General features: G+C 68.5%; 21 protein-coding genes. 4 read left to right on the top strand and 17 right to left on the bottom strand.

The genetic code is table 11. The features are described from left to right. Positions 1 to 40: 40 nt before the first annotated feature. Positions 41 to 1,315, bottom strand: coding sequence for a hypothetical protein (locus NR798_RS31310; RefSeq protein WP_375766188.1), 1,275 nt, complete (start codon positions 1,313 to 1,315; stop codon positions 41 to 43). Positions 1,316 to 1,520: 205 nt separating this feature from the next. On the opposite strand from NR798_RS31310, the gene NR798_RS31315 reads away from it, so the two are divergent. The 3 genes from NR798_RS31315 to NR798_RS31325 are packed head-to-tail and all read left to right on the top strand — an operon-like array spanning position 1,521 to position 5,041. Next, on the top strand, positions 1,521 to 3,944 hold the full coding sequence (locus tag NR798_RS31315) for a M23 family metallopeptidase (protein ID WP_375766189.1): 2,424 nt from the start codon (positions 1,521 to 1,523) through the stop codon (positions 3,942 to 3,944). A gap of 39 nt (positions 3,945 to 3,983) precedes the next feature. Beyond that, positions 3,984 to 4,889 carry a hypothetical protein gene (locus NR798_RS31320; protein ID WP_375766190.1) on the top strand — a complete coding sequence of 302 codons (906 nt, stop codon included), beginning with the start codon at positions 3,984 to 3,986 and terminating at the stop codon, positions 4,887 to 4,889. 8 nt (positions 4,890 to 4,897) lie between these two features. Further along, entirely contained in the window at positions 4,898 to 5,041 is a 144-nt protein-coding gene (locus tag NR798_RS31325) for a hypothetical protein (protein ID WP_375766191.1), read from the top strand. Positions 5,042 to 5,061: 20 nt separating this feature from the next. Here NR798_RS31325 and NR798_RS31330 read toward each other — a convergent pair whose 3' ends face one another. The 8 genes from NR798_RS31330 to NR798_RS31365 form a co-directional block, all read right to left on the bottom strand. Continuing rightward, positions 5,062 to 5,619 (bottom strand): hypothetical protein, encoded by a 558-nt coding sequence (locus NR798_RS31330; protein ID WP_375766192.1) that lies wholly within the window; start codon positions 5,617 to 5,619, stop codon positions 5,062 to 5,064. Between the two features lie 163 nt (positions 5,620 to 5,782). Continuing rightward, a complete protein-coding gene (locus tag NR798_RS31335; protein WP_375766193.1) occupies positions 5,783 to 6,055 on the bottom strand; it encodes a hypothetical protein in 273 nt (90 codons plus the stop codon). 40 nt (positions 6,056 to 6,095) lie between these two features. Further along, a complete protein-coding gene (locus NR798_RS31340) occupies positions 6,096 to 6,536 on the bottom strand; it encodes a hypothetical protein (RefSeq protein WP_375766194.1) in 441 nt (146 codons plus the stop codon). A gap of 36 nt (positions 6,537 to 6,572) precedes the next feature. Continuing rightward, positions 6,573 to 6,773: a hypothetical protein gene (locus tag NR798_RS31345; protein WP_375766195.1), complete on the bottom strand. Its 201-nt coding sequence runs from the start codon at positions 6,771 to 6,773 to the stop codon at positions 6,573 to 6,575. 52 nt (positions 6,774 to 6,825) lie between these two features. Then, positions 6,826 to 7,047, bottom strand: a complete 222-nt coding sequence (locus NR798_RS31350) for a hypothetical protein (RefSeq protein ID WP_375766196.1) — start codon at positions 7,045 to 7,047, stop codon at positions 6,826 to 6,828. After that, a complete protein-coding gene (locus NR798_RS31355; protein WP_375766197.1) occupies positions 7,037 to 7,516 on the bottom strand; it encodes a phage holin family protein in 480 nt (159 codons plus the stop codon). Before NR798_RS31355 ends, NR798_RS31350 begins: the two co-directional genes overlap by 11 nt. A 108-nt stretch (positions 7,517 to 7,624) precedes the next feature. Then, on the bottom strand, positions 7,625 to 8,389 hold the full coding sequence (locus NR798_RS31360; RefSeq protein WP_375766198.1) for an endonuclease/exonuclease/phosphatase family protein: 765 nt from the start codon (positions 8,387 to 8,389) through the stop codon (positions 7,625 to 7,627). A 27-nt stretch (positions 8,390 to 8,416) separates the two neighbouring features. Next, positions 8,417 to 8,881 (bottom strand): hypothetical protein, encoded by a 465-nt coding sequence (locus NR798_RS31365; protein ID WP_375766199.1) that lies wholly within the window; start codon positions 8,879 to 8,881, stop codon positions 8,417 to 8,419. 239 nt (positions 8,882 to 9,120) lie between these two features. Between NR798_RS31365 and NR798_RS31370 the strand changes: the two genes are divergently transcribed. Next, positions 9,121 to 10,032, top strand: coding sequence for a M23 family metallopeptidase (locus NR798_RS31370; RefSeq protein ID WP_375766200.1), 912 nt, complete (start codon positions 9,121 to 9,123; stop codon positions 10,030 to 10,032). Positions 10,033 to 10,035: 3 nt separating this feature from the next. Here the strand turns inward: NR798_RS31370 and NR798_RS31375 are convergent, their stop codons facing one another. The 8 genes from NR798_RS31375 to NR798_RS31410 all read right to left on the bottom strand — a co-directional run bounded on the left by NR798_RS31375 (position 10,036) and on the right by NR798_RS31410 (position 19,139). After that, on the bottom strand, positions 10,036 to 10,932 hold the full coding sequence (locus NR798_RS31375; RefSeq protein WP_375766201.1) for a 3-keto-5-aminohexanoate cleavage protein: 897 nt from the start codon (positions 10,930 to 10,932) through the stop codon (positions 10,036 to 10,038). A gap of 10 nt (positions 10,933 to 10,942) precedes the next feature. Beyond that, positions 10,943 to 11,731, bottom strand: a complete 789-nt coding sequence (locus NR798_RS31380) for an enoyl-CoA hydratase/isomerase family protein (RefSeq protein ID WP_375766202.1) — start codon at positions 11,729 to 11,731, stop codon at positions 10,943 to 10,945. Continuing rightward, on the bottom strand, positions 11,674 to 12,387 hold the full coding sequence (locus NR798_RS31385) for a TetR/AcrR family transcriptional regulator (RefSeq protein ID WP_375766203.1): 714 nt from the start codon (positions 12,385 to 12,387) through the stop codon (positions 11,674 to 11,676). The genes NR798_RS31380 and NR798_RS31385 overlap by 58 nt, the downstream gene beginning before the upstream one ends. Positions 12,388 to 12,482: 95 nt before the next feature. Next, entirely contained in the window at positions 12,483 to 14,027 is a 1,545-nt protein-coding gene (locus NR798_RS31390; protein WP_375766204.1) for a hypothetical protein, read from the bottom strand. 88 nt (positions 14,028 to 14,115) lie between these two features. Further along, entirely contained in the window at positions 14,116 to 14,466 is a 351-nt protein-coding gene (locus NR798_RS31395) for a helix-turn-helix domain-containing protein (protein WP_108074726.1), read from the bottom strand. A gap of 358 nt (positions 14,467 to 14,824) precedes the next feature. Beyond that, a complete protein-coding gene (locus NR798_RS31400) occupies positions 14,825 to 16,264 on the bottom strand; it encodes an AMIN domain-containing protein (RefSeq protein ID WP_375766205.1) in 1,440 nt (479 codons plus the stop codon). Positions 16,265 to 16,547: 283 nt separating this feature from the next. Next, entirely contained in the window at positions 16,548 to 17,825 is a 1,278-nt protein-coding gene (locus NR798_RS31405) for an alpha/beta hydrolase (RefSeq protein ID WP_375766206.1), read from the bottom strand. Between the two features lie 9 nt (positions 17,826 to 17,834). Further along, positions 17,835 to 19,139, bottom strand: a complete 1,305-nt coding sequence (locus tag NR798_RS31410) for a bifunctional folylpolyglutamate synthase/dihydrofolate synthase (protein ID WP_375766207.1) — start codon at positions 19,137 to 19,139, stop codon at positions 17,835 to 17,837. Positions 19,140 to 19,143 lie beyond the last annotated feature (4 nt).

Consider the following 19,143-nt stretch of genomic DNA (forward strand, 5'->3'; position numbering starts at 1 on the left):
GGAGAGGGACGGGGTGAGGGTATCTGGCCCCTCGGGTTCCCTACCCCGCTTCCACCTCGAGCTCGAGCCTGCCCTCGAGCTTGAGGCGCAGCAGGTGACCCGCGAAGCGCTCGGACTCCTCGCGCGTGAGAACGCCGCGGAAGCCCGGGCCCTCGGCCACCTCCACCTCCATCACCGGCCCGCGCTGCAGGAGGCGGAAGAAGTCCTCGCCGCCCTCGGGGCGCGGGACGAAGACGGGCAGGAACCCCTTCACGGGCAGCACCTCGCCCGGCGCGCGCACCCGAGCCACCAGGGCCGGAGCCTCCGGGCGCACCTCTCCGGGCGCAACGCCCTCCTCGGGGTAGAGCGGCGCGGGCGCGAGCGCCACATCCTCGGTGGAGTCGTCGAAGAGGAAGCCGTGGCGCGAGGGGATGCGTCCGGCGAAGAGGTACAGCAGCAGCACGGGAGCATCCCCGCCCACCCGCTCCACATGGAGGATGGAGCGCGTGGCCCCCACCTTGCGCAGCAGCAACCTCAAGCGCGGAGGGGACCCGGCCAGGTAGCGCCGCACCCTGTCCTTCACGGTGGCGCGGATCTCCTCGAAGGCCGCCTGGTAGCGCGCCTCGCTCTCGGCCTCGTCCTGGGCGAGCGCCTCGCGCGCCCGCGTCAGCTTCTCCTCGGCCTGGCGCAGGAAGTCCCGCATGGGCCCGTCCACCGGGGCGAGTGCCGGCTCCGCCGCCGGGGCCGCGTCCACCGAGGCCGCCCGCTCCTGGCTCGCCGCCCGCACCGCGCCCACCAGGAAGGAGCCCTGCTGCTCCAGCCGCTCGCGCTCCTCCTGGAAGCGCGCCTGGGCGGCGCCGTACGCCCGCCGCAGCTCGAGCCACGCGTCATAGGCGGGCTCCAGCGTCTCCAGGCTCCGCACCCGCGCCAGGGCCCCGCGCGTCACGGCCTCCGCGGACACCGCGAGCCCGGCAGGCGCATGCGGCGCCTCCGCCCGTCCCGGCTCGCTCCCGGGCTTCGACTCCCCGCCTCCCACCGCGGGCAGGTCGCGCAGCGTGTCCCGGCGCGACGCGGGCACACGCGGCGTCTCCGGCACGGCCGCATGCGAGCCCGACGGCCGCCGGGGCCTCACGGGCGCGGGGAGCGGGCTGCCCTCATCCCACGCCCCGTCGATGACGGGCACCTCCCTCGGCGTGTCCCGCCGCAGGGGCGAGTCCTCGCGCCGCGTCGCACCACGTCCCCGGACCGCGGTGTCCCCTTTCGGGCCCGCACCGGAGGCACCCTTCCCCGCCGGGCCCTTGCCACCGGCCGGCTTGCGTTCCTTCTTGGACGTCACGCCGCGAACTCCCGCGTGGCCCCATCGAGGGAGGAATGACACGCTCCGGAAAGAAGCACCCAGTCGAGAGGAACGCGCATGCCGTGGAGTGTACCTCCAGAAATCGACATGGGGTGTAGAGAGATCAGCTCGCGACTTCGTGCCGCCTCACCGGCCAGGCGACAGGACCTGGAGGTCGGCTAGATTCGTCAGCGGGAGGGAAAAGATGCCAGCCAAAGAAGCCAGGTTCCGGGGTCACCTGCACTATCCCCTTCATCGGGGTGGCACCAGCACATTCAACAAGGATCTGCTGGGCAGCTACTACACGAACAACGAGACGGCGGATGGCGGATGGTACCCCATTGGCGCAAACCAGACCTGGCACAATGGCATCCACCTGACCGCATCCCGTGGAGACCCCATCCACAGCATCGCCAAAGGGAAACTCATCGCGGCACGTTTGGGCAACGACTATTCGAATGAAAAGTATCCTTTCGGCAGCCCACGCTTCGCGCTCATCCAGCACGACATGAGCCTGCTGAAGAATCCAGCCGAACAGAATCCCAGCCAGTGGCAGACGCGGGACATTCAATTCTACACGCTGTACATGCACCTGGATTGCCAGCCTTCCGAGATGACGGACGTCCCCTGGCTGCGGAGTTTCCTGCCATTCCTGTCCGCGAGCACCCCCCTCTCTGGTGTGCTCGCCCGGGTGAATATCGCGGAGGATGGCACAGGCAACCAGAAGGGGCTCAACTCCCGCACCGCTCCCACGGAAGGCAGAAATGGGAAGTGGCTCAAGGGCAACGTCGTCACCGTCCTCCCCAAGGGCACCATCGTCGAACGGTGTGCTGGCAGACGGGGCAACTACCAAGAGGTGAACGTCCCCTCCAAGAATCTCACCTCCGTCTGGGTTTATGACACGGGCAACCGCTTGGTAGACATCCCCACCTTCACCGAGCAGGTCAATGCGCTCCGGGCAGGGGGATGCGCCAGGCTCGACTACCCCATCGAATCCGGAGAGATCTTGGGGCACGCGGGCCTCATCAAGCCCGCGCGTATCTCGGAGCTCACCTTCCTGGCCACTTATGGAATCCACCTCGAGCTCTTCGCCGCATCCAACTTCATCGCCTCCGACGACATGCCCTCCTGGCAGTTGGTGCAGGACGACACGGACGATGACGTGTTGTGCGAGTATGAAACGCTGCTGAAGAAGATCAATCCCACGGGCAGGATCGCCGCCTTCCTGCAACGCTTTGGATGGGACAGCTCCGGCTTCGTCGATTTCGATGACGTGAAATCGTACTTCCACTCGCTCTCCCATTCAGACCGCAAGCTCCTGCGCGGCAGCATCACCCGGAACACGTCTTTCTGGTCCATCGACTGGAAGGCGATGGCGTCCAGGAATCAAGCCTGGGTCGACGAGTTCGACTTCAGTTCCGAGGTGCAGGAGAGCGCCAACCGGTACTCCTGGTGGCGCGAGTGCGAGGCCAAGGGAGTACCCCTCCCCGCGCGCACCGAGGGCAAGGCGCTCCTCTACCACTATCATCCGCTCGCGGCGATGGAGTACATCGATGCACACTTGCCAGCTCCTCCCATCTTCTTCGTGAAGCGGTCCGACAAGGAGTACGTGGTCACCAAACCCGCCGACATCGATATCCCGAGCCGGGAGCGGGTCTGGGTCTACGAGCCTGGCAAGCCAGACTGGCTGCTGGGGCGTGGACAGACGCTCCAGAACTGTGAGGGCATCGGAAACATGGGGGAGACAGATCTCTACGAAGCACTGATCACCCCGGCGACCGCACCTGGCATCCCCCCCTTGAGCAATAGCCAGAAACGCATCTGGGCCGCAATCTGGCATAGCGAGGGCGCCCTCGAGGCCCTCAACACCTACGACTCCGCGTTCCTGTCTTTCGGTCCGATGCAGCAGACGGTGGGAAAGCCCGACGCCAAAGGCGAGTTGCAGGGGGCGCTGCATTACGTCAAGACCCACGCCGCCCAGCTCTTCCAGAATTACTTCGGCCAGTACAAGTTGGATGTCACCGAGGTGGACGAGACCGAGGGGGAACTGGTCTATGGACACGTCAAGCTCGATGGCAGGGTCCTCAAGTCCGCTGCGGACAAGCAGGTCCTGCGTGACTTCATCTGGGCCTACCGCTGCGTGAAGGCCATGGAGGACACGGAGTTCCGCCGCCATTTCCTCACTCACGGGTTCAACCGGATCAACATCGTCAAGGGGCTCACCGCGAATTTTGGCGGCACGGCCGTGAAACTCTCCGACGTCTACAAGATGGAGCTGTCCCTCTCCCTCCTGCTCGATGTGCACATCAACCTGCCGGGCGCGGCCAAGACCATCTGGGTGAAGGCCGTCAAGAACGCACTGGGCCTGGGGAACAACGCCACCCTGAATACCTCGAGCATCACCGAAGACGACGAGTACGAGATGATCAAGGAGATCATCAGCCTCCGGAACGACAGCAACATGTGGGATCCGGAAGCGCGTGCCGCCTTCATCGTCCTATGTGCCGAGGATCTGAATGACGCCCTCGCCCAGAAGATTGGCTACGACAACGTCAACGACATCAAGACGAAGACGGGCAGTAATTCCGCGTCAAGCTACATGCACGACTTTCTCAAACACTCTCGCTGAGCGCATCCCGCTCGAGAGAGATGGAAGGCTCACCCGCACATGAGAGCGAAGATGATCCAATCGTGGCAGGGGATGGGGCGGCTGGCGTGCGCACTCCTGATTTTTCTGGCCTGCAAGCCAGAATCATCCCCGACAGGCTCCCTGGTTGCAGCCCAGGATGCTGGCTCCGCCCCAACCCAGGCCGACGCAGGCGCCGTCACATCCTCGCGCACAACGGATGCCGGCATCCCAGATGCCGGCATCCCGGCCACTGCGACTTCCGGTCAACCTCACACCGGGGCCGCGACCCGCCCACTGCAGCGTGTCCCTTCCCTGAAGCTGCGCCCCGTTGCCAGCGAAGAGGCCTTCATCCGGGAGCATGCCCAGGATGAAGGATGGGATACCAGCGCGCAGCGCCTGAAGTCCTACTGGCACCCAGCCTCACGCGCCGAAGATGATCGCCTGGGACACTTCATCCTGGGCCACCTGTCCAATCCCGACGAACCCCGCGGCGGCGAGCAGGGATGGATGCTGCTGCGCGAACACGGCGGAAAGCTGGCGGTCTACGGTCCGCTCATCACCCAGCAGCCCTGGACCCCCGATTACATGCACAAGGTGAAACCCGTGCGGATGACGTTGAAGACCCTCGATGGCCACCCGGGTAAACTGCTGTGGATCCAGATTCAGGACAAACTCACGACTCCCTTGGATCCACAAGGAGAACGGCTCGACGCCAAGACGAGGCTCCTCGACTACGGGTTCCTCGTTGATGCGCGGGGAGGATTCACGCCTCTGGCCTTCCAGCTTCCAGAGAAGGTGACCCAGGAGATCAACGATGAGACGACGGCCGAGACCACGCTGACAGTGAGCTTCACTGCGGCGGACCGTATGGTCATTACCGCGGGACCAGAAGGGGCCAACCCCGAGCAGCAGGCTTGGATCGGCGAACACCGCATTGGAGAGTAGGTCACGTCATGTCCCAATCGAAGACCCAGTCCTCCGAGAAGAAGACCGTCAAGGAGACACGGAAGAAGCTGAGCACCAAGGGAGTGCAGGCCCAGACGGGCTCCTCCCTGAAGATCATCGTCAAGAAGCGGCCGTTCCTCTTCTCGAGTTGATGCTCACGGAAGACCCTCGCTCACGGAGCGAGGTCCGGAAAGGTGACCTTGCAGGTGCCCGCGGGAATCCCCTCGAGACGGACCCTGCCGTTGCCATCGAGCTTTCCCTCGCGCACAGAAGCGTCCGGAAGCTCGATGCGATAGCGAGCGTGGGCTATCGGCTTGGGGGGGTTGTCCTCGCTCAGGAGTTCCACCTCCACCCAGCTCGTCTCGAGCTCCTCGGCATCAGAAGGGGGAGGCACGCCTCCCTCCCCCTTCGTGACGGGCAGCACGCCGTGAACGAAGCGAGGCAGGGGACGCCGAAGGGCGACGAAGGTGCCACTTTCAATCGCCCTCCAGACACACGCGCTGACCGCGTCCATCTGCGCCGCATCCACCAGAAAGGGCCTGCCACCCATCAGCTCTTCGTAGAGCGAGAGAAGGGTGGTCCATTCCGAGCGATTGCGAAGGGCCTGATCCAGGCAACCGAGGGCTGAAAAACGGGGCAAGACGAAGGCCCCATCCCCCGGCCGGACGTCCCATGCACGGACGATCACGATGTCCTCGAAGCCGCGCCGGAAACGCCATGTCTTCTTCATCAGCCCCCCACCGCTGAGCAACCCTCAAGGCACCCCATCGAGGATAGCGAGGGGAACGAACGCGCGGCAAGACAGTCCCCGGAAAGCAGAAGGGGTGACCCGGTCTGAGCGGATCACCCCTCGACGGCCGCCCGGATCACGGGCGGAGCACGGACACCACGAATCAGGCGCTGCGGGAGGCGGTCTCGGGGCGCTGCTGGCCGGTGCCGTTGGCCATCGAGTCCCCGCCCTGCAGCCGGTTGCGCAGATCGCCGCGCAGCTCGGCACCGGCCTTGGGCGCCATCAGCAGGCCGAGGCCCGCGCCCACCAGCAGGCCCACCGAGAAGGCGCCCAGCGTCGGCAACAGCCAGTCCGTGGGGGCCTTCTTGGTCTCGAGGCCGATCAGCTCGAGCACGTCATCCCTGTCCATCTTCTTCAGATCCTTGGCGCTGAACATCGCGGGCGCTCCATGTGTGGCGGGTGGGAAGGCAAGTGAATCACACCTGGGAATCCTGGGGGCGATCCGAACCGCCGGTGTTGTTGCCGGTCCCGGCCATGCGCGCGCCCGCCTCGATGCCACTCAGCGCCGCCTCGGCCATGCCGATGAGCTCATCCTTGACCATGGGCAGCGCCGCCAGACGCACGCCCAGCCGCAGCAGCCGTCCCGTGGTGCGGGTGAAGAGGCCACCGCCGAGCACGTAGCCCACGCCCAGCGCCGCGGCCATCATCAGGTACGGGTTGCGGTCCACGCGGCCCTTGAGGTCCAGCGTGTCCTGCAGGTCCGTCACCGCACCGCGCGCGTCGTCCCACAGCTGCTGCGCGTCCGAGCCGATCCGGTCCACCTTATGGCCGAAGCCCGCCTGCCCCTCATTGCCCTGCGCCTGGCTGCCGTTGGAAGACGGGCCGCCATTGCCCGGGTTGCTCTGGAAGGTCGTCATGTTGGAACTCCGATGCGTCGAGAAAACGGTGACGGCTCAGCGGCGCGAGGCGATGCGCCCGATGATGAAGCCCACGGCCACGGCGCCCAGCAGGCACGTGCCCGGGTTGGCGCGGATGAAGCCCGCCACGCGCGTGTTCATGTCCTCCAGGTTGCGCCGCGCCTCGTCGAGCTGCGGCAGGAGGTTCTCCTGAAGCTGGCGGGCCTTGTCCTGCAGCTGCTGCGGATTGACGTCCATGGAAACCGTCTCCTCTCGGGGTGTTGAAGGGTGGTTGCGAAGATGGGGCGCCTCAGCGCCTTTGGCTATTGCCGATGAGGAAGCCGATGAAGAAAGCCGCCCCCACGCACGTGAGGGGCCGCTCGCGCACCCACTGCCGCCAGTCCGTGCGCCGCGCCACCTCCTGGCGCAGCTCGCCCACGGAGAGGGCCAGCTCGGTCCGGGTGCGTTCGATCTCCGCGCGGATCTGCTCGGAGGTCTGGGACGTGACGCGCGCCTTGCCGTCAGCGGCCATGGCCGGCCTCCCCGGGAAGCGTCGCGGGCTGGACCGCCGGCACCGGCACGGGCACCGGAGCCTGGGCGAGCGCCGTCACGCTGCGGTTGAGCTCCTGGGCGGTATCGTCCATGAGCCGGAAGGACTTGAGCCGGGTGGCGGCGCGCGCGATGCCCAGGCCTCCGCCCACCAGGTTGGCCGCGCCCACCAGCGCGAGCGCACCGTCCCAGCCGATCCACCGGGCCAGGAAGGCGGACAGCGCCGCGCACAGGAAGGCGTAGCCCACCAGCACGAAGGGCACGAAGGCGGCGATGCGCGCCACGTCCGAGCCCATCACCCGCGCGTCCTCGATCAGCTCCACGCGGGCCAGGGTGAGGTGCTGCGTCACCAGTTTGGTGAATCCATCCGTCAAGCGCCCGACGAGCACGGTCAGTCCGCGCTCTGTCTGTTCGGTGCCCAAGCCCATCTGCTCCCCAGCCGTCGCTCTCATTCGGAGGTCCCAACGTAGGATCCTCCCGTTCTCCGCGACAACCCCGTCACGGAGCGATGTGTCCGGCGTTCGTCAGCGTCGGCCATCGGACGGACCGGAGTCCGCAGGCTACCCGATGAGCTCCACCGGTGCCGAGAGGGGGGGACGGGCGTCCAGAGGGGCCTCGAAGCGCATCACCAGCGGCAGGTGATCCGAGGCCACCGCCGAGAGCGGCGTGCGGTGGGCCTGGAGGGCCAGCGGCCGCACCCCCGAGTCCACGTAGATGCGATCCAACCGCAGCATGGGGAGGCGGGAGTGGTAGGTGCGCACCCGGCTGCCCAGCTCCAGGGCCACGTCGTGGATGGCCTGGCGCACCAGCCCGGGCACCGCGCCGGGGCCCCAATAGTTGAAGTCTCCACACACGACCACCGGATCATTCCGCACGGCGTCGCGGAGGATGTCGGCGGACAGCAGGAGCGACTCCTGGCGGCGGCGCTCGCTCATGCTCAAGCCCAGGTGCAGGCAGAAGACGTGGAGCTGCCGGCCATTGCCCATGTCCAGGTCACAGCGCAGGGCGCCCCGGGGCTCGCGGCGGGGCACGCTCAGGTCGTAGTTCTTCGACTTGAGGATGGGCAGCCGCGAGAGGATGGCGTTGCCGTAGCGGCGGCCGTTGCGCACCACGTTGGGCCCGAAGGCCATGTGCAGCCCGAGCAGATCCGCCAGGTGCTCGGGCTGGTCCTCGCGGGACGTCACGCCCCGGTAGTCCCCCACTTCCTGCAGGGCGATGACGTCCGCGTTGATCTCACGCAGCACGTCTCCCACCCGCTGCAGGTCGAAGTGACCATCCGTGCCGATACCACTGTGGATGTTGTAGGAGACGAGCGTCAGCTCCACGTACCGCCCCTTCCCTGGGCCCTCGGGCTAGCCCTGCACGAGCCGCATGCGCTGGGCGGCCAGACGGGCCGCTTCCATGGGCAGCGACAGCAGCCGCCCCGTGGCCTTGGTGGCGTCCTGGATGCCCGACTGGACGGCGCGGAACTGGCGCAGGGCCTCGTCGAGCACGTCACGCAGCCCCGCGCGCGAGAGCAGCGCCGGCTCCTCGGACACCGGCAGCGCGCCGATGGGCTGGCCCCGGTTGGTCGCGGTGGGCTTGATGGGCGCGTTGGCCGACAGCCCCGCCAGGGCCTCGAGCTGCGCGTTCATGGCGCGCACCTGGAACATCTCCTCCGTCTCCGCGTGGCTGCGGCCGTAGTGGATCTCCTTGTCCGAGCGGCGCTCCACCGCATGCCGCGCGGACAGGGCCTGCTTGTCCCGGCGGCGCATCCCACGGGCCGGAGTCGACGTCTTGGGTGCGTTGAAGTGCTCGAAACGGAAGTTGCGCGGCATCCGATTATCTCCCCCTCAGAATCAGAAAACGGATGACGCGCAAGCTAGGGAGCCATGCAAGCAGATGGAACTTTGGGGCTCACGGGGGCCCGCTCGCCCGCTTGCTCCTCGGAAGGCGGAGCATGCGCCTTGCCTCCTTCCGGCAGGCAGCGCTGACAGCCATGCGGCGGACACTCGAGGGGGTTGCCGTTGTCGGCATTCGTTGACGCCACCCCGTCGCGCACGCATATCTCGCGACCGTGCGAATCTCCCCCCTCAGAAGGCTTCCGTTCCTCCTGCTGGCCCTCGGCCTGTCCGCTCTCGCCGCCGAGGAGCGTCCCCTTCTCTCCCTCCAGCCCGCCGTGGCCCGGCCAGGCGATCCGGTGCTCGTCACCGTGCGCGGCCTCACCCAGGCCCCCACGGGGACGCTCGGGGAGCGGCCCCTGCGCTTCTACCCGACGCGCGAGGGCTTCCAGGCCCTCTCCGGACTCCCGGTGGAGCTGACGCCGGGCCCGGTGCCGGTGAAGGTGGCGGTGCCGTCTCTGGCGGGTGCCACGCCCACGGAGCTCACGGGCACGCTGGACGTGGTGGCCGCGGGCTGGCCCTCGCGCACGCTGAAGGTGGCCAACAAGTTCACCGTGAAGAAGCCCGAGCCGGCGGTGCAGGCGCGCATGGAGGCGGACAAGGCCGCCTTCGCCGCCGCCTTCGCGCAGTCCTTCGTCGCGCCCGTCTTCAAGGAGAACTTCGCCTGGCCGCGCCAGGACAGCATCACCGCGCCCTACGGCGACCTGCGCACCTACAACGGCAAGAAGCAGAGCCAGCACTACGGCACCGACATCCGCGGCGCCACGGGCACGCCCGTGTACGCGGCCAACGCGGGCACGGTGGTGATGTCGCGCGATGCCTACGCCTCGGGCAACACGGTGCTCGTGCACCACGGCGCGGGCCTCTACACGGCCTACTTCCACCTGTCCGCCATGGACGTGAAGGACGGAGAGCGCGTGGAGCGCGGCCAGCTGCTCGGCAAGGTGGGCGCCACCGGCCGCGTCACCGGTCCCCACCTCCACTGGGGCGTGAAGGTGGATGACATGTGGGTGGACGGCGAGACGCTGCTCAAGCTCGACTTCACCGGCGAGCCCGCCCCCGCCGTCACCCAGCGCGATAAAGAGTAAGGCTCAACCCCACGCCTTGCCGATGCCGAGCGCGGCCCGGGCCTCGTCCGGCGTCATCGGCTCGCGGCCGATGTCCCGCGCGAGCCGTACCGCCTTCTCCACCAGCGGCCCGTTGCCCTTGGCCATCTCCTTGCCGGCCGGGTCCAGGTAGAAGTTGTCCTCGAGCCCCACGCGGATGTTGCCGCCGAGCACCAGCGCCGCGGCCACCAGCTTCCACTGCACCTTGGAGATGCCAATCACCTCCCAGGTGTCGTCGGGCCGCACCTGCCGCGACATGGCCAGCAGGTTCTCCGCCGTGGGAGCCACCCCGCCCAGCACGCCGAGGATGAAGCTGTACTGCTGCGGGCCCTTGAGCGCCCCCATGGTCAGCAGCGGCTCGGCGTTGTGGATGTGGCCCAGGTCGAAGCACTCCAGCTCCGGCTTCACCCCGCCCGCGCGCATGGCGTCCGTGGCCAGCAGGATGTCCGAGAAGGGGTTGGGGAACACGAAGTCGAAGACGAAGCCCTTCCGCTTCTCCGAATACTTCGCGTAGTTCATCGAGCCCATGTTGAGCGCGGCCATCTCCGGCTTCGTCTTCCACACGTAGGCCAGGCGCTCCTTCTTCGCCTCCTCCGAGTCGACACCCATGTTGAAGCCGCCGGTGGAGAAGTTGACGATGATGGGGCTGCGCTTGCTCACCTCTTCCTTGATCTGCCCGTAGATGTCCGCGCTCCACGACTGATCGCCCGTGTCGGGCTCGCGGCCGTGGATGTGGACCACCGCGGCACCGGCCTCGTAGGCGCGGCGAGCCTCCTCGCCAATCTCCACCGGGGAGTACGGCAGGTACGGGCACTGGTCTCGCTTGGCGAGCACGCCCGTCAATGCGCAGGTGACGATGACCTTGTCCTTCGACAGCGGCATGGGGCTCCTTTCAGCGGTCGTTCCACTTCGGGGGGCGCTTCTCGATGAAGGCGGTGACGCCCTCGGCGGCGTCCTCGGCCAGCACGTTGAGGGACAGCTGCGAGGACAGGTACTCCAACGCGGCCGGCAGGGGCATGTCCTCGGCGGTGAAGAAGGCACGGCGTCCGAGGGCCAACACCGCCTGGCTCTTGCCGGCCAGCTTCCCGGCGAGCCCCGCCACCGCCGTGTCCAGCTCCGCCGCTGGCACCACCCGGTTGAGCAGCCCCAGCGCGAGCGCCTCGCGCGACGGCATCCGCTCGCCCGTCAGCACCATCTCCAGCGCCCGCTTGCGGCCCACGTGCCGCTGCAGCAGCGCCATCATCATCATGGGGAAGAGCCCCACGTCGATCTCCGGCGTGCCCAGCTCGGCGTGCTCGGCGGCCACGGCCAGGTCGCACGCGAGCACCAGTCCCAGCCCGCCCGCGAGCGCATGGCCGTTGACGCGCGCCACCGTGGGCTTGCGCACGTCCTGCAGCCGCAGCAGCAGGCGGCCGTAGGCGCGGCGTCCCTCGTGCGTGGCGAGGAAACCGCCCTCCCCGCCCATCTGCCCGAGGTCTCCCCCGGCGCAGAAGACCTTCTCGCCCGCGCCGGTGAGCACCACCACGCGCACGGCGGCATCCGCCTCGGCGCGCTCCAGCGCGGCCATCAACTCCCGCAGCACCTCGGGCGAGAGCGCGTTGCGCGCCTTCGGCCGATCAATGGTCAGGAGCGCTTGCCCGCCTTCGGCCTGGTACCGGACGACACCTTCTCCTGCTTCCATGACGCCTCCGCGGGAGTGGCGGCGCCCGGAAGGACGCCGCGAAGGAAGGACTCGGCGATCTGCAGCTTGGCCCGGTCCAGGGCCTCGGGGCCGCGGTCCTCCATCAACCCGGACACGAAGGCGGTGAGGCCCAGCTCGATGGCGCCGAAGAGGAGCGAGGCGCACAGCATCGGATCCAGGTCCGCGCGCAGCTCGCCCGTGGTCTGGGCGCGCGCGAACATGTCCGCGGCCATGCGGATGGTGTCGAGGTAGGCCTGCTGCCGGCTGACGACCTGGGTGCCCGCGGGGCTGCGGGCCACCTCGAGGATGAGCACCTTCACCGCGCGCGGATCCACCCGGTAGGCCTCGAAGGCCACGTCCGCGATGCCGCGCACCTTCTGCTCGAGCGAGACGCTCTCGTCCTCGGCCACCGCGCGCATGCGCGAGACGAAGCCGCTCCACCCCGTCTCGACGACGGTCTCCAGCAGCTCGTCCTTGTTCTTGAAGTAGTGGTAGACGAGCCCGTAGGCCACGCCCGCCTCGCGTGCCACGTCCGCGATGCGGCAGCCGTGGTAGCCCTTGCGCGCGAACACGTCGATGGCCGCGCGAAGGATGGTGCGGCGGCGCTCACTCTCGCGGTTGCCTGCCGCCTCCGACTTGCTCTGCCGCTGACTCACCCGGTGTCTCTCCCCGGCTGCTTGACTCTTCAATCAGCCGGGGGGGACGGTACGGAGGCAGGGGCCCGGGGTCAATGCCCTTGCCTGGCCACTGGCTACTGGATGGTGCCCTCGACCAGCGGCGAGTAGACGATGACCTTGTGGCCCTCGATGGGCGAGCCGGTGAAGGCGCAGGGCGCGGACACCGTGTAGGCGATGGGCCGGGGGTAGTCCGGGGCCGGCGGGTTGGCGGCGGGATCGCGCACGTCCTTCACGGAGTAGCTCATGAGCGTGAAGGGCGGGTAGGTGAAGGCCTGCCCCTTGGTGAAGGCGGAGACCTCCACGGGCCCGGTCGAGCCCGAGTCGCAGCCGTCCGACTCGTTGTTGCGGGCGATGCTGTTGAACCAGGGATCCGCCAGGAGGAACGACGCGAGGTACTCGTCGAACTTCAGCATGTTGCGGATGTTGCGGGGCGGCGTGCCGGCCGGCACCGGAACGAGCTGGCGCACCACCGGCCTGGGGTTGCGCGCGGTCTGGGTGCGGTCCAGCTCATGCGGCCAGGCCGTCCAGATGATGCGCTCCTGCACCCAGATGAGGGTCACGGCGTCGTACTGGCCGTTCTTGCCGTCCCACTTGCCATTGCCGTTGGTGTCGACGTAGCGCTCCTTTGAGTCCCAGGTGGCGTTGTCGTTGTTGTCGACGAAGGGCTCGGTCAGGTCGACGTAGGGCTCCTCGGTGTCGTGCACGCCGTTGTTGTTGAGGTCGTCGAAGGCCTCCTCGCCCGTGGTGATGGCGATCATGCTCACCAGGTTGTCGCGGGGGTTGTTCTCCTTGCCCGGACGGACGGGATCCTGCCGGCGCGGCTCCTGGAGCGTGGGCTCCCCGAGGTAGCCAGCGATGGGATCGTCCTGCCACATGAACGGGTGCATCCACAGCGGCGCGAGGTACTCGCCCGTGTGGAGCGGACCGTTGGGCGGGGTCCACGAGAAGGTGCCCGGGGTCACGTCGTCGGGCAGCGGCAGCGAGGTCTTGTAGACGACCTCGGCATTGCCCACCACGTCGGTGACGCTGGTGGCGCTGGGGCCGATGGTGCCGGCCTCGGTGAGGAAGGACACCTGCGCCCCGGCGATACCATCACCGTTGCGGTCGGCCACGTGGGCGATGCAGTTGACCTTCACGCCGGCGATGAGGTGACGCGTCTCATCGAAGGCACCAATGGCGTGGATACCACCGGAGCCCTCGCCCGCGATGGTGCCGCACTGGAAGGTGAACTGGCGGGAGTTGGAGGCCGAGCCCGCGAAGGTGACGGCGGGGCTGGTGGCCACCTTGTCGTCCACCCGGGCAATCACCACCACGGAGGAGACGCGGCCGCCATTGGCCACCACCTGGGTGGAGGCGATGCCGGTGCCCACGTCGGTGGTGGCTTCCTTCGGGTTGACGTCCACACCGGAGACGGGCGCTTGCGTCTCGAAGGTGATTCGCACGCCCGGCTGCGGCTGACCACGAGAGTCGATGGCGCGAAAGCGCAGAGTGGTGATCTCCCCGAGCCGAGGCTGAAGAGGAGACTGATCCACGAACTCCAACGTGGCCGGGAGTGGGGGCTGGCATGCCGCGAGCACCCCACTCGCGATCGCCACACACACGGCGAGACCCAGACGCATCTGAGAGAACTCCTTAGAAGAGGACTTCCATCTTCCCGGTCTCAGATGCGTCCCGTCAAGGACGGCAGCCTTTTCAGGGCTGCCGGGGTCAGGCCGCGGAGCCGCTGAACATGGCCCGAGCCACGCCCAGCAGGCGATCTACATCCCGGGCTGTCAGGCCCCTCGCGCGAGCGAAGTCCGACAACGGCCGCAGCAGATCTTCTGTCTGCGCCGGTGTCTCCTCCGTTCCCGCGAAGAGCTCGCCCAGGCTTACGCCCAAGGCGTTAGCCAGGGCGGCAAGGGTTTCCACATGCGCAACACGCTCCCCCCGCTCGATCATCGAGAGGAAGGAAACGCTGATTTGCGCCCGCTCCGCGAGCTCCTCCTGCGTCCAACGCTCAGGGCGCTGGGTGCGGAGTTCACGAATACGCTGTCCGATACGTTTGCCGAGTTCCGACACGAAAGACCTCGTCCTCCTCAGGGGGAATCCAGTCAGGGAGTGAAGAACCACGCACACGCGGCCGGGATTCCTGCACCCGGTTCCGAACGCCCCGACCCTCGTAACCGTGAGGTTGACTCCAAGGTCCAGGCACGCTCGCCCCCTTTCGAGCCGCCCCCCCTACGGCCGGGGTGGTGACTCGCCGCGAGCTTGTGGCGGTGTGACAGTCTCGTATCGCATCCCGAGTCCAAAGCCGAGCGCCACGTTCATACGCGCGGTGCGTAGACGCCACCCTGGCCGTGGAGGGCGCGTGCGAGCCGGCCCTCCCCCGACGTCCAGACAGCGGCGGCCAGCCGGGCCCCCGCTCGCCCGCCCGCCGTCAGCGGCGGAACTCGATGGAGACCTCGTTGCCCTCCTGACGGGTCTCGTAGGAAGCCTGCTCCTTCAACTTGATGGCGACGCGCACCGTGCGGGACGGACCCACATCCGCGTCCACCGAGGCCACGGGCGTGTTGAAGAAGGAGGTGTTGAGCGAGCGGGTGTTGTTGGACTCGGCGATGCGGGTGTTCTCGAGCTCCAGCACCAGCTCGCGGTTGCCCTCGGTGACGGTGTAGCGGACGGGCTCGTTGGTGCGCACGAAGACGCGCGAGCCATGGGGCTCCTGCTTGAAGCCCACCAGCGTCATGGTCTTGCGGCGCGAGGAGGTGTCGGCACTGTCCCCCTGCTCCGGGGCGGCCCGGCGCGGCGGCTCGGCCTGGGCGACGCGGGGCTGACGGGCCTCGGCCTGCTGGCGCCTGCGCTCCTCGGCGGCGGCCTGGCGCTCCTCGGCGGCGGCCTGGGCCTCTTCGCGCTTCGCCTCCCGCTCCTCGGCGGCCAGCCGCTTCTTCTCCTCGGCGGCGGCGCGGGCCTCGTCCTGCTGGCGCTTCCTCGTGTCGGCGGCGGCCTGGGCCTCCGCTTCACGGCGCGCCTTGTCGTCGGCCTGCTGGCGCTTCTTCTCGTCGGCGGCGGCGCGGGCCTCGTCCTGCTGGCGCTGCTTCTCGGCGGCCGCGGCGGCCTCCTTCGCCGCCCGCTCCTCCTGGAGGCGCTGCTTCTCGGCCTGCTGGGCCTGCTGGGCCGCCACCTTCGCGGCCTCCTCCTGCGCCTTGCGATCGGCCTGCGCGCGGGCCTGGGCCTGCCGCTGGGCCTCGGCCTCCGCCTGGGCCGCCGCGGCCGACTGGGCCGCCGCCTTCTCCTGCTGCTGACGATCCGCCTGGGCCGCCGCGGCAGACTGGGCCGCCGCCTTCTCCTGCTGCTGACGGTCCGTCTGCGCCGCCACGGCCGCCTGCTCCGAGGTGGCACCGGGCGCGGTCGTGGCCGCCGCCGCTGGAGCCTTCTCCGCCGGAGCCGGCCCTGGCGCGGCGGCGGGACGCTCGGCCACGGCCGCGCCCCCACTGCCCGCCACGGTCACCACCAGCGCGTTGCCGGAGGCCTGGATGTCCGTCTCCACCTCGCGCTCATAGCCGATGAGCACACGGGCGATCGCCGACTCGTCCGAGCCATAGCTGGCCGTGCGGATGCCGGTGATGGTGCCGTTGCCGACGGTGACCTCCTCCTTCACGCCGGAGAAGACGGCCTCGGAGATGTCGATGACGAGGCGGGGCGGATCCGTCATCGTGAAGGTGGTGAAGTTGGGCTTCTTCGTCCCGACGATCTCCACCCGGCCGCCCGTCACATTGACGCCCGTGATGGTGTTGAGATTGCCCGGGGCCTGTCCCTCCTGCGCCAGTGCCAGGGCTGGCACCATCACGCAGGCGAGCAACGCAACCATGATGGCCTTCATCGGCGGCTTCCCTTTGGATGGACGCATTGCGTCTCGAAGCTAGCACGCGGTACCCGGGCTCCAACTTTCCAGCAATCCCGCCGCGAGCGTGGTGGTTCGTGCCCTGAAAATGGCCATCCGGCCGGGCACTTCCCACCTGGAACGGCCAGGCCCCGGCAACCGGTTCACCAGGCTCGAGCGCCGGCACTGGTAGACGTCTACCAGCGATGTAGGCGCATGTGTGCCTTCACTGGTAGACGTCTACCAGTGAAGCCCTCGGGCGGCGGCACTGCCCCCAACGCGCTCAGCGCAGCCGGGGCAGCGCCGGCTTGCGGGTGCGGTGGGTGCGCGCGTACTCGATGAGGTTCTTGATGTCGTAGCAGATCTGCCGGATGTCGTGCCCCATCGTCAGCTCGATGTGGCTGTTGCCCTTCACCGGCCGCCACAGCAGGTACTCGCTCTGGGCCGCGTGGTACACGCTCCGGGTGGACTCCACCGAGGCCAGTGGATCCATGTCCCCGAAGATGATGGCCATGGGGATGTGGATCTTCGAGAAGCCCCGCTTGAAGTCGAAGCCGGTGCGGTAGCAGACCATCTCCCCGCGGCGGATCCACTTCGCGAACTGCTCCACCACCTTGCGCGGCTCGCGCTCACCGCCCTCGCGCAGCAGCCAGCGCACGTCCTTGGAGCTGACGCGGGCGGGATTGCTCAAGCGGTTGATGCGGGTGGTGAGCTGGTTGACGACGGGATGGTCCTCGGCCCAGGCCAGCTGCTTCTCCGCGAACTTCAGCCAGTCATCCACCGGGATGTAGTGGAAGCGGCGCTGCTGCGGCCCGTCCTTGGGCTCCAGCCACCGGGCCAGCTTCTCGTTGACGGCGGAGGCCCCGCGCGCCAGCAGCATCCGCCCGGTGTGCCCCACCCGCTCCTCCAGGTTGAGGCCGGCGATGCCCATGTCGATGGCCGCGCTCAACACCGGGGTGCCCAGGGCCAGCAGCCGCAGCGCGGCGATGCCGCGGCCCAGGTCCGCCGGAGAGCCGATGGTGATGAGGCCCTCGAAGTCGTCGTGGATGCCGGCGTAGCCGTAGCCGAGCATCCCGCCCATGGAGTGGCCGCAATAGAAGATGCGCTCGCGCCGGGTGATGCGCTTCACCCCCGACACGGCCGCCGGCAGGTCATAGAGGAAGTAGCTGTCGATGTCCCAGCCGTAGTCCAGGTCCTGCGGCAGCGGGCGGCGGAAGCGCGCGGCGCGCTCCTTCTGGAACTCCAGCGAGCTCTTGCCGTGCCCGCGCAGCTCCAGGATGTGGATGTCCACCCCGAAGAAGAGCAGGTTCTTGACGAACTGGCCGCTCGTCCAGGCGTGGCGGTTCTGTGAGAAACCGTGCACCAGCAGCAGGGGCTCGCCGAACAGGGGCTGCGCGAAGGGCTGCTTGACGGGGCGATAGCGGGTGATGACGAGGGACCAGCCATCGGCCGTCTCCACCACGTACTTCGTCTTCTGGTAGAGCGACCGGAAGTCGAGCTCATCGACCGTCGGTGTATGGGGACCCTTTGGAGTCGCCGCTCTCCAATCCGGCAAACGCATACAGTGAATCTACGGACTGTGATGCAATGCGCCAAGGTTTCCGCCGAGCCTGGCGCGCACGGAACCCACCAGGAACAGGGATCCCGTGCACAGGATGACGTCTCCAGGCGCCGCGCGGGCATGTGCACCCGCGAGGGCCGCGTCCAATGAAGGCCAGGCGCGCACGTCCGCACACAACGCACGGGCCTCGTCGAGGTAGCGCTCCGGGGGGAGCGAGCGAGGGGTGTCGAGCGGCGTGAGATGGACCGACGTACAGCTTGGCAGGAGAGCGCGCAGCATCGGTCCGCGATCCTTGTCGGCCACCACGCCGAAGACGCAGTGCACCTTGCGACCCGGGTACAGGGAGCGCAGACCGGCGAGCAGCACTTGCACCCCGGCGGGGTTGTGAGCGCCATCCAGCAGCACGGGAGGCGAGCCACCCAGCTCCTCCAGGCGTCCAGGCCAGCGAGCCCCAGCGAGCCCCGCCCGCATGGCCTCCGGGGAGACGGACACGCCGCGTGCACCGAGCTGCTCCAGGGAGGCGAGGGCCACCGCGGCGTTCTGCCGCTGGTGCTCGCCCCGCAGGCCCAGGGTGAGGCCCTCCAACGAGAGGCCCGTTCCCTCGTAGGCGAGGCGGCCGTCCGGGCGTGCCACCAGGGAGAAGTCCCGGCCCTCGAGGAGCAGGGGCGCGCCCACCTCCCCTGCCCTGCGCTCGATGGCGGCGAGCGCCTCGGGCTCCTGGCGGCTCACCACCGCGGGCACACCCGGCTTGAGGATGCCGGCCTTCTCCCCGGCGATGGCCCCCAGCGTGGTGCCCAGGTACTCCATATGGTCGAACGACACCGGGGTGATGGCGGTGACGAGCGGCTGGCACGCGCGCGTGGCATCCAACCGCCCGCCCAGGCCCACCTCCACCACGGCCACGTCCACGGCCTCGCGCGCGAAGTGCCAGAAGGCCACCACGGTGCCGAACTCGAAGTACGTGAGCGAGGTGGCCGCGGCCGGGTGCCGCTCGAGCACCTCCAGAATCCGCTGGCCGAACACCTCGTCCTCGATCTCCACCCCGTCCACGCGGATGCGCTCGTTGACGCGCACCAGGTGGGGCGAGGTGTAGAGCCCCACCCGGTGGCCCGCGGCGTGGAGGGCGGCGGAGGAGAAGGCGCAGGTGCTGCCCTTGCCGTTGGTGCCCGCCACGTGCAGCGCGGGGTAGCGGCGCTCGGGGTGGCCGAGCGCCTCCAACGTCTCCTCCACGCGCTCGAGGCCGAGCTTGATGCTGGAGGGGCTGAGGCGGGAGAAGAACTCCAGGGCCTCCGCCGGCGTCCGGGGCAGCGTCATCGCT

It is taken from the genome of Archangium gephyra (assembly GCF_042230915.1).
GTDB classification, from domain to species: domain Bacteria; phylum Myxococcota; class Myxococcia; order Myxococcales; family Myxococcaceae; genus Archangium; species Archangium gephyra_B.

Coding starts and splice junctions, on each gene's coding strand:
- NR798_RS31330 (WP_375766192.1), bottom strand. CDS start 5,619: ATGAAGAAGACATGGCGTTTCCGGCGCGGCTTCGAGGACATCGTGATC.
- NR798_RS31345 (WP_375766195.1), bottom strand. CDS start 6,773: ATGGACGTCAATCCGCAGCAGCTGCAGGACAAGGCCCGCCAGCTTCAG.
- NR798_RS31355 (WP_375766197.1), bottom strand. CDS start 7,516: ATGAGAGCGACGGCTGGGGAGCAGATGGGCTTGGGCACCGAACAGACA.
- NR798_RS31315 (WP_375766189.1), top strand. CDS start 1,521: ATGCCAGCCAAAGAAGCCAGGTTCCGGGGTCACCTGCACTATCCCCTT.
- NR798_RS31350 (WP_375766196.1), bottom strand. CDS start 7,047: ATGGCCGCTGACGGCAAGGCGCGCGTCACGTCCCAGACCTCCGAGCAG.
- NR798_RS31400 (WP_375766205.1), bottom strand. CDS start 16,264: ATGAAGGCCATCATGGTTGCGTTGCTCGCCTGCGTGATGGTGCCAGCC.
- NR798_RS31410 (WP_375766207.1), bottom strand. CDS start 19,139: ATGACGCTGCCCCGGACGCCGGCGGAGGCCCTGGAGTTCTTCTCCCGC.
- NR798_RS31335 (WP_375766193.1), bottom strand. CDS start 6,055: ATGTTCAGCGCCAAGGATCTGAAGAAGATGGACAGGGATGACGTGCTC.
- NR798_RS31320 (WP_375766190.1), top strand. CDS start 3,984: ATGAGAGCGAAGATGATCCAATCGTGGCAGGGGATGGGGCGGCTGGCG.
- NR798_RS31380 (WP_375766202.1), bottom strand. CDS start 11,731: ATGGAAGCAGGAGAAGGTGTCGTCCGGTACCAGGCCGAAGGCGGGCAA.
- NR798_RS31405 (WP_375766206.1), bottom strand. CDS start 17,825: ATGCGTTTGCCGGATTGGAGAGCGGCGACTCCAAAGGGTCCCCATACA.
- NR798_RS31375 (WP_375766201.1), bottom strand. CDS start 10,932: ATGCCGCTGTCGAAGGACAAGGTCATCGTCACCTGCGCATTGACGGGC.
- NR798_RS31390 (WP_375766204.1), bottom strand. CDS start 14,027: ATGCGTCTGGGTCTCGCCGTGTGTGTGGCGATCGCGAGTGGGGTGCTC.
- NR798_RS31340 (WP_375766194.1), bottom strand. CDS start 6,536: ATGACGACCTTCCAGAGCAACCCGGGCAATGGCGGCCCGTCTTCCAAC.
- NR798_RS31365 (WP_375766199.1), bottom strand. CDS start 8,881: ATGCCGCGCAACTTCCGTTTCGAGCACTTCAACGCACCCAAGACGTCG.
- NR798_RS31325 (WP_375766191.1), top strand. CDS start 4,898: ATGTCCCAATCGAAGACCCAGTCCTCCGAGAAGAAGACCGTCAAGGAG.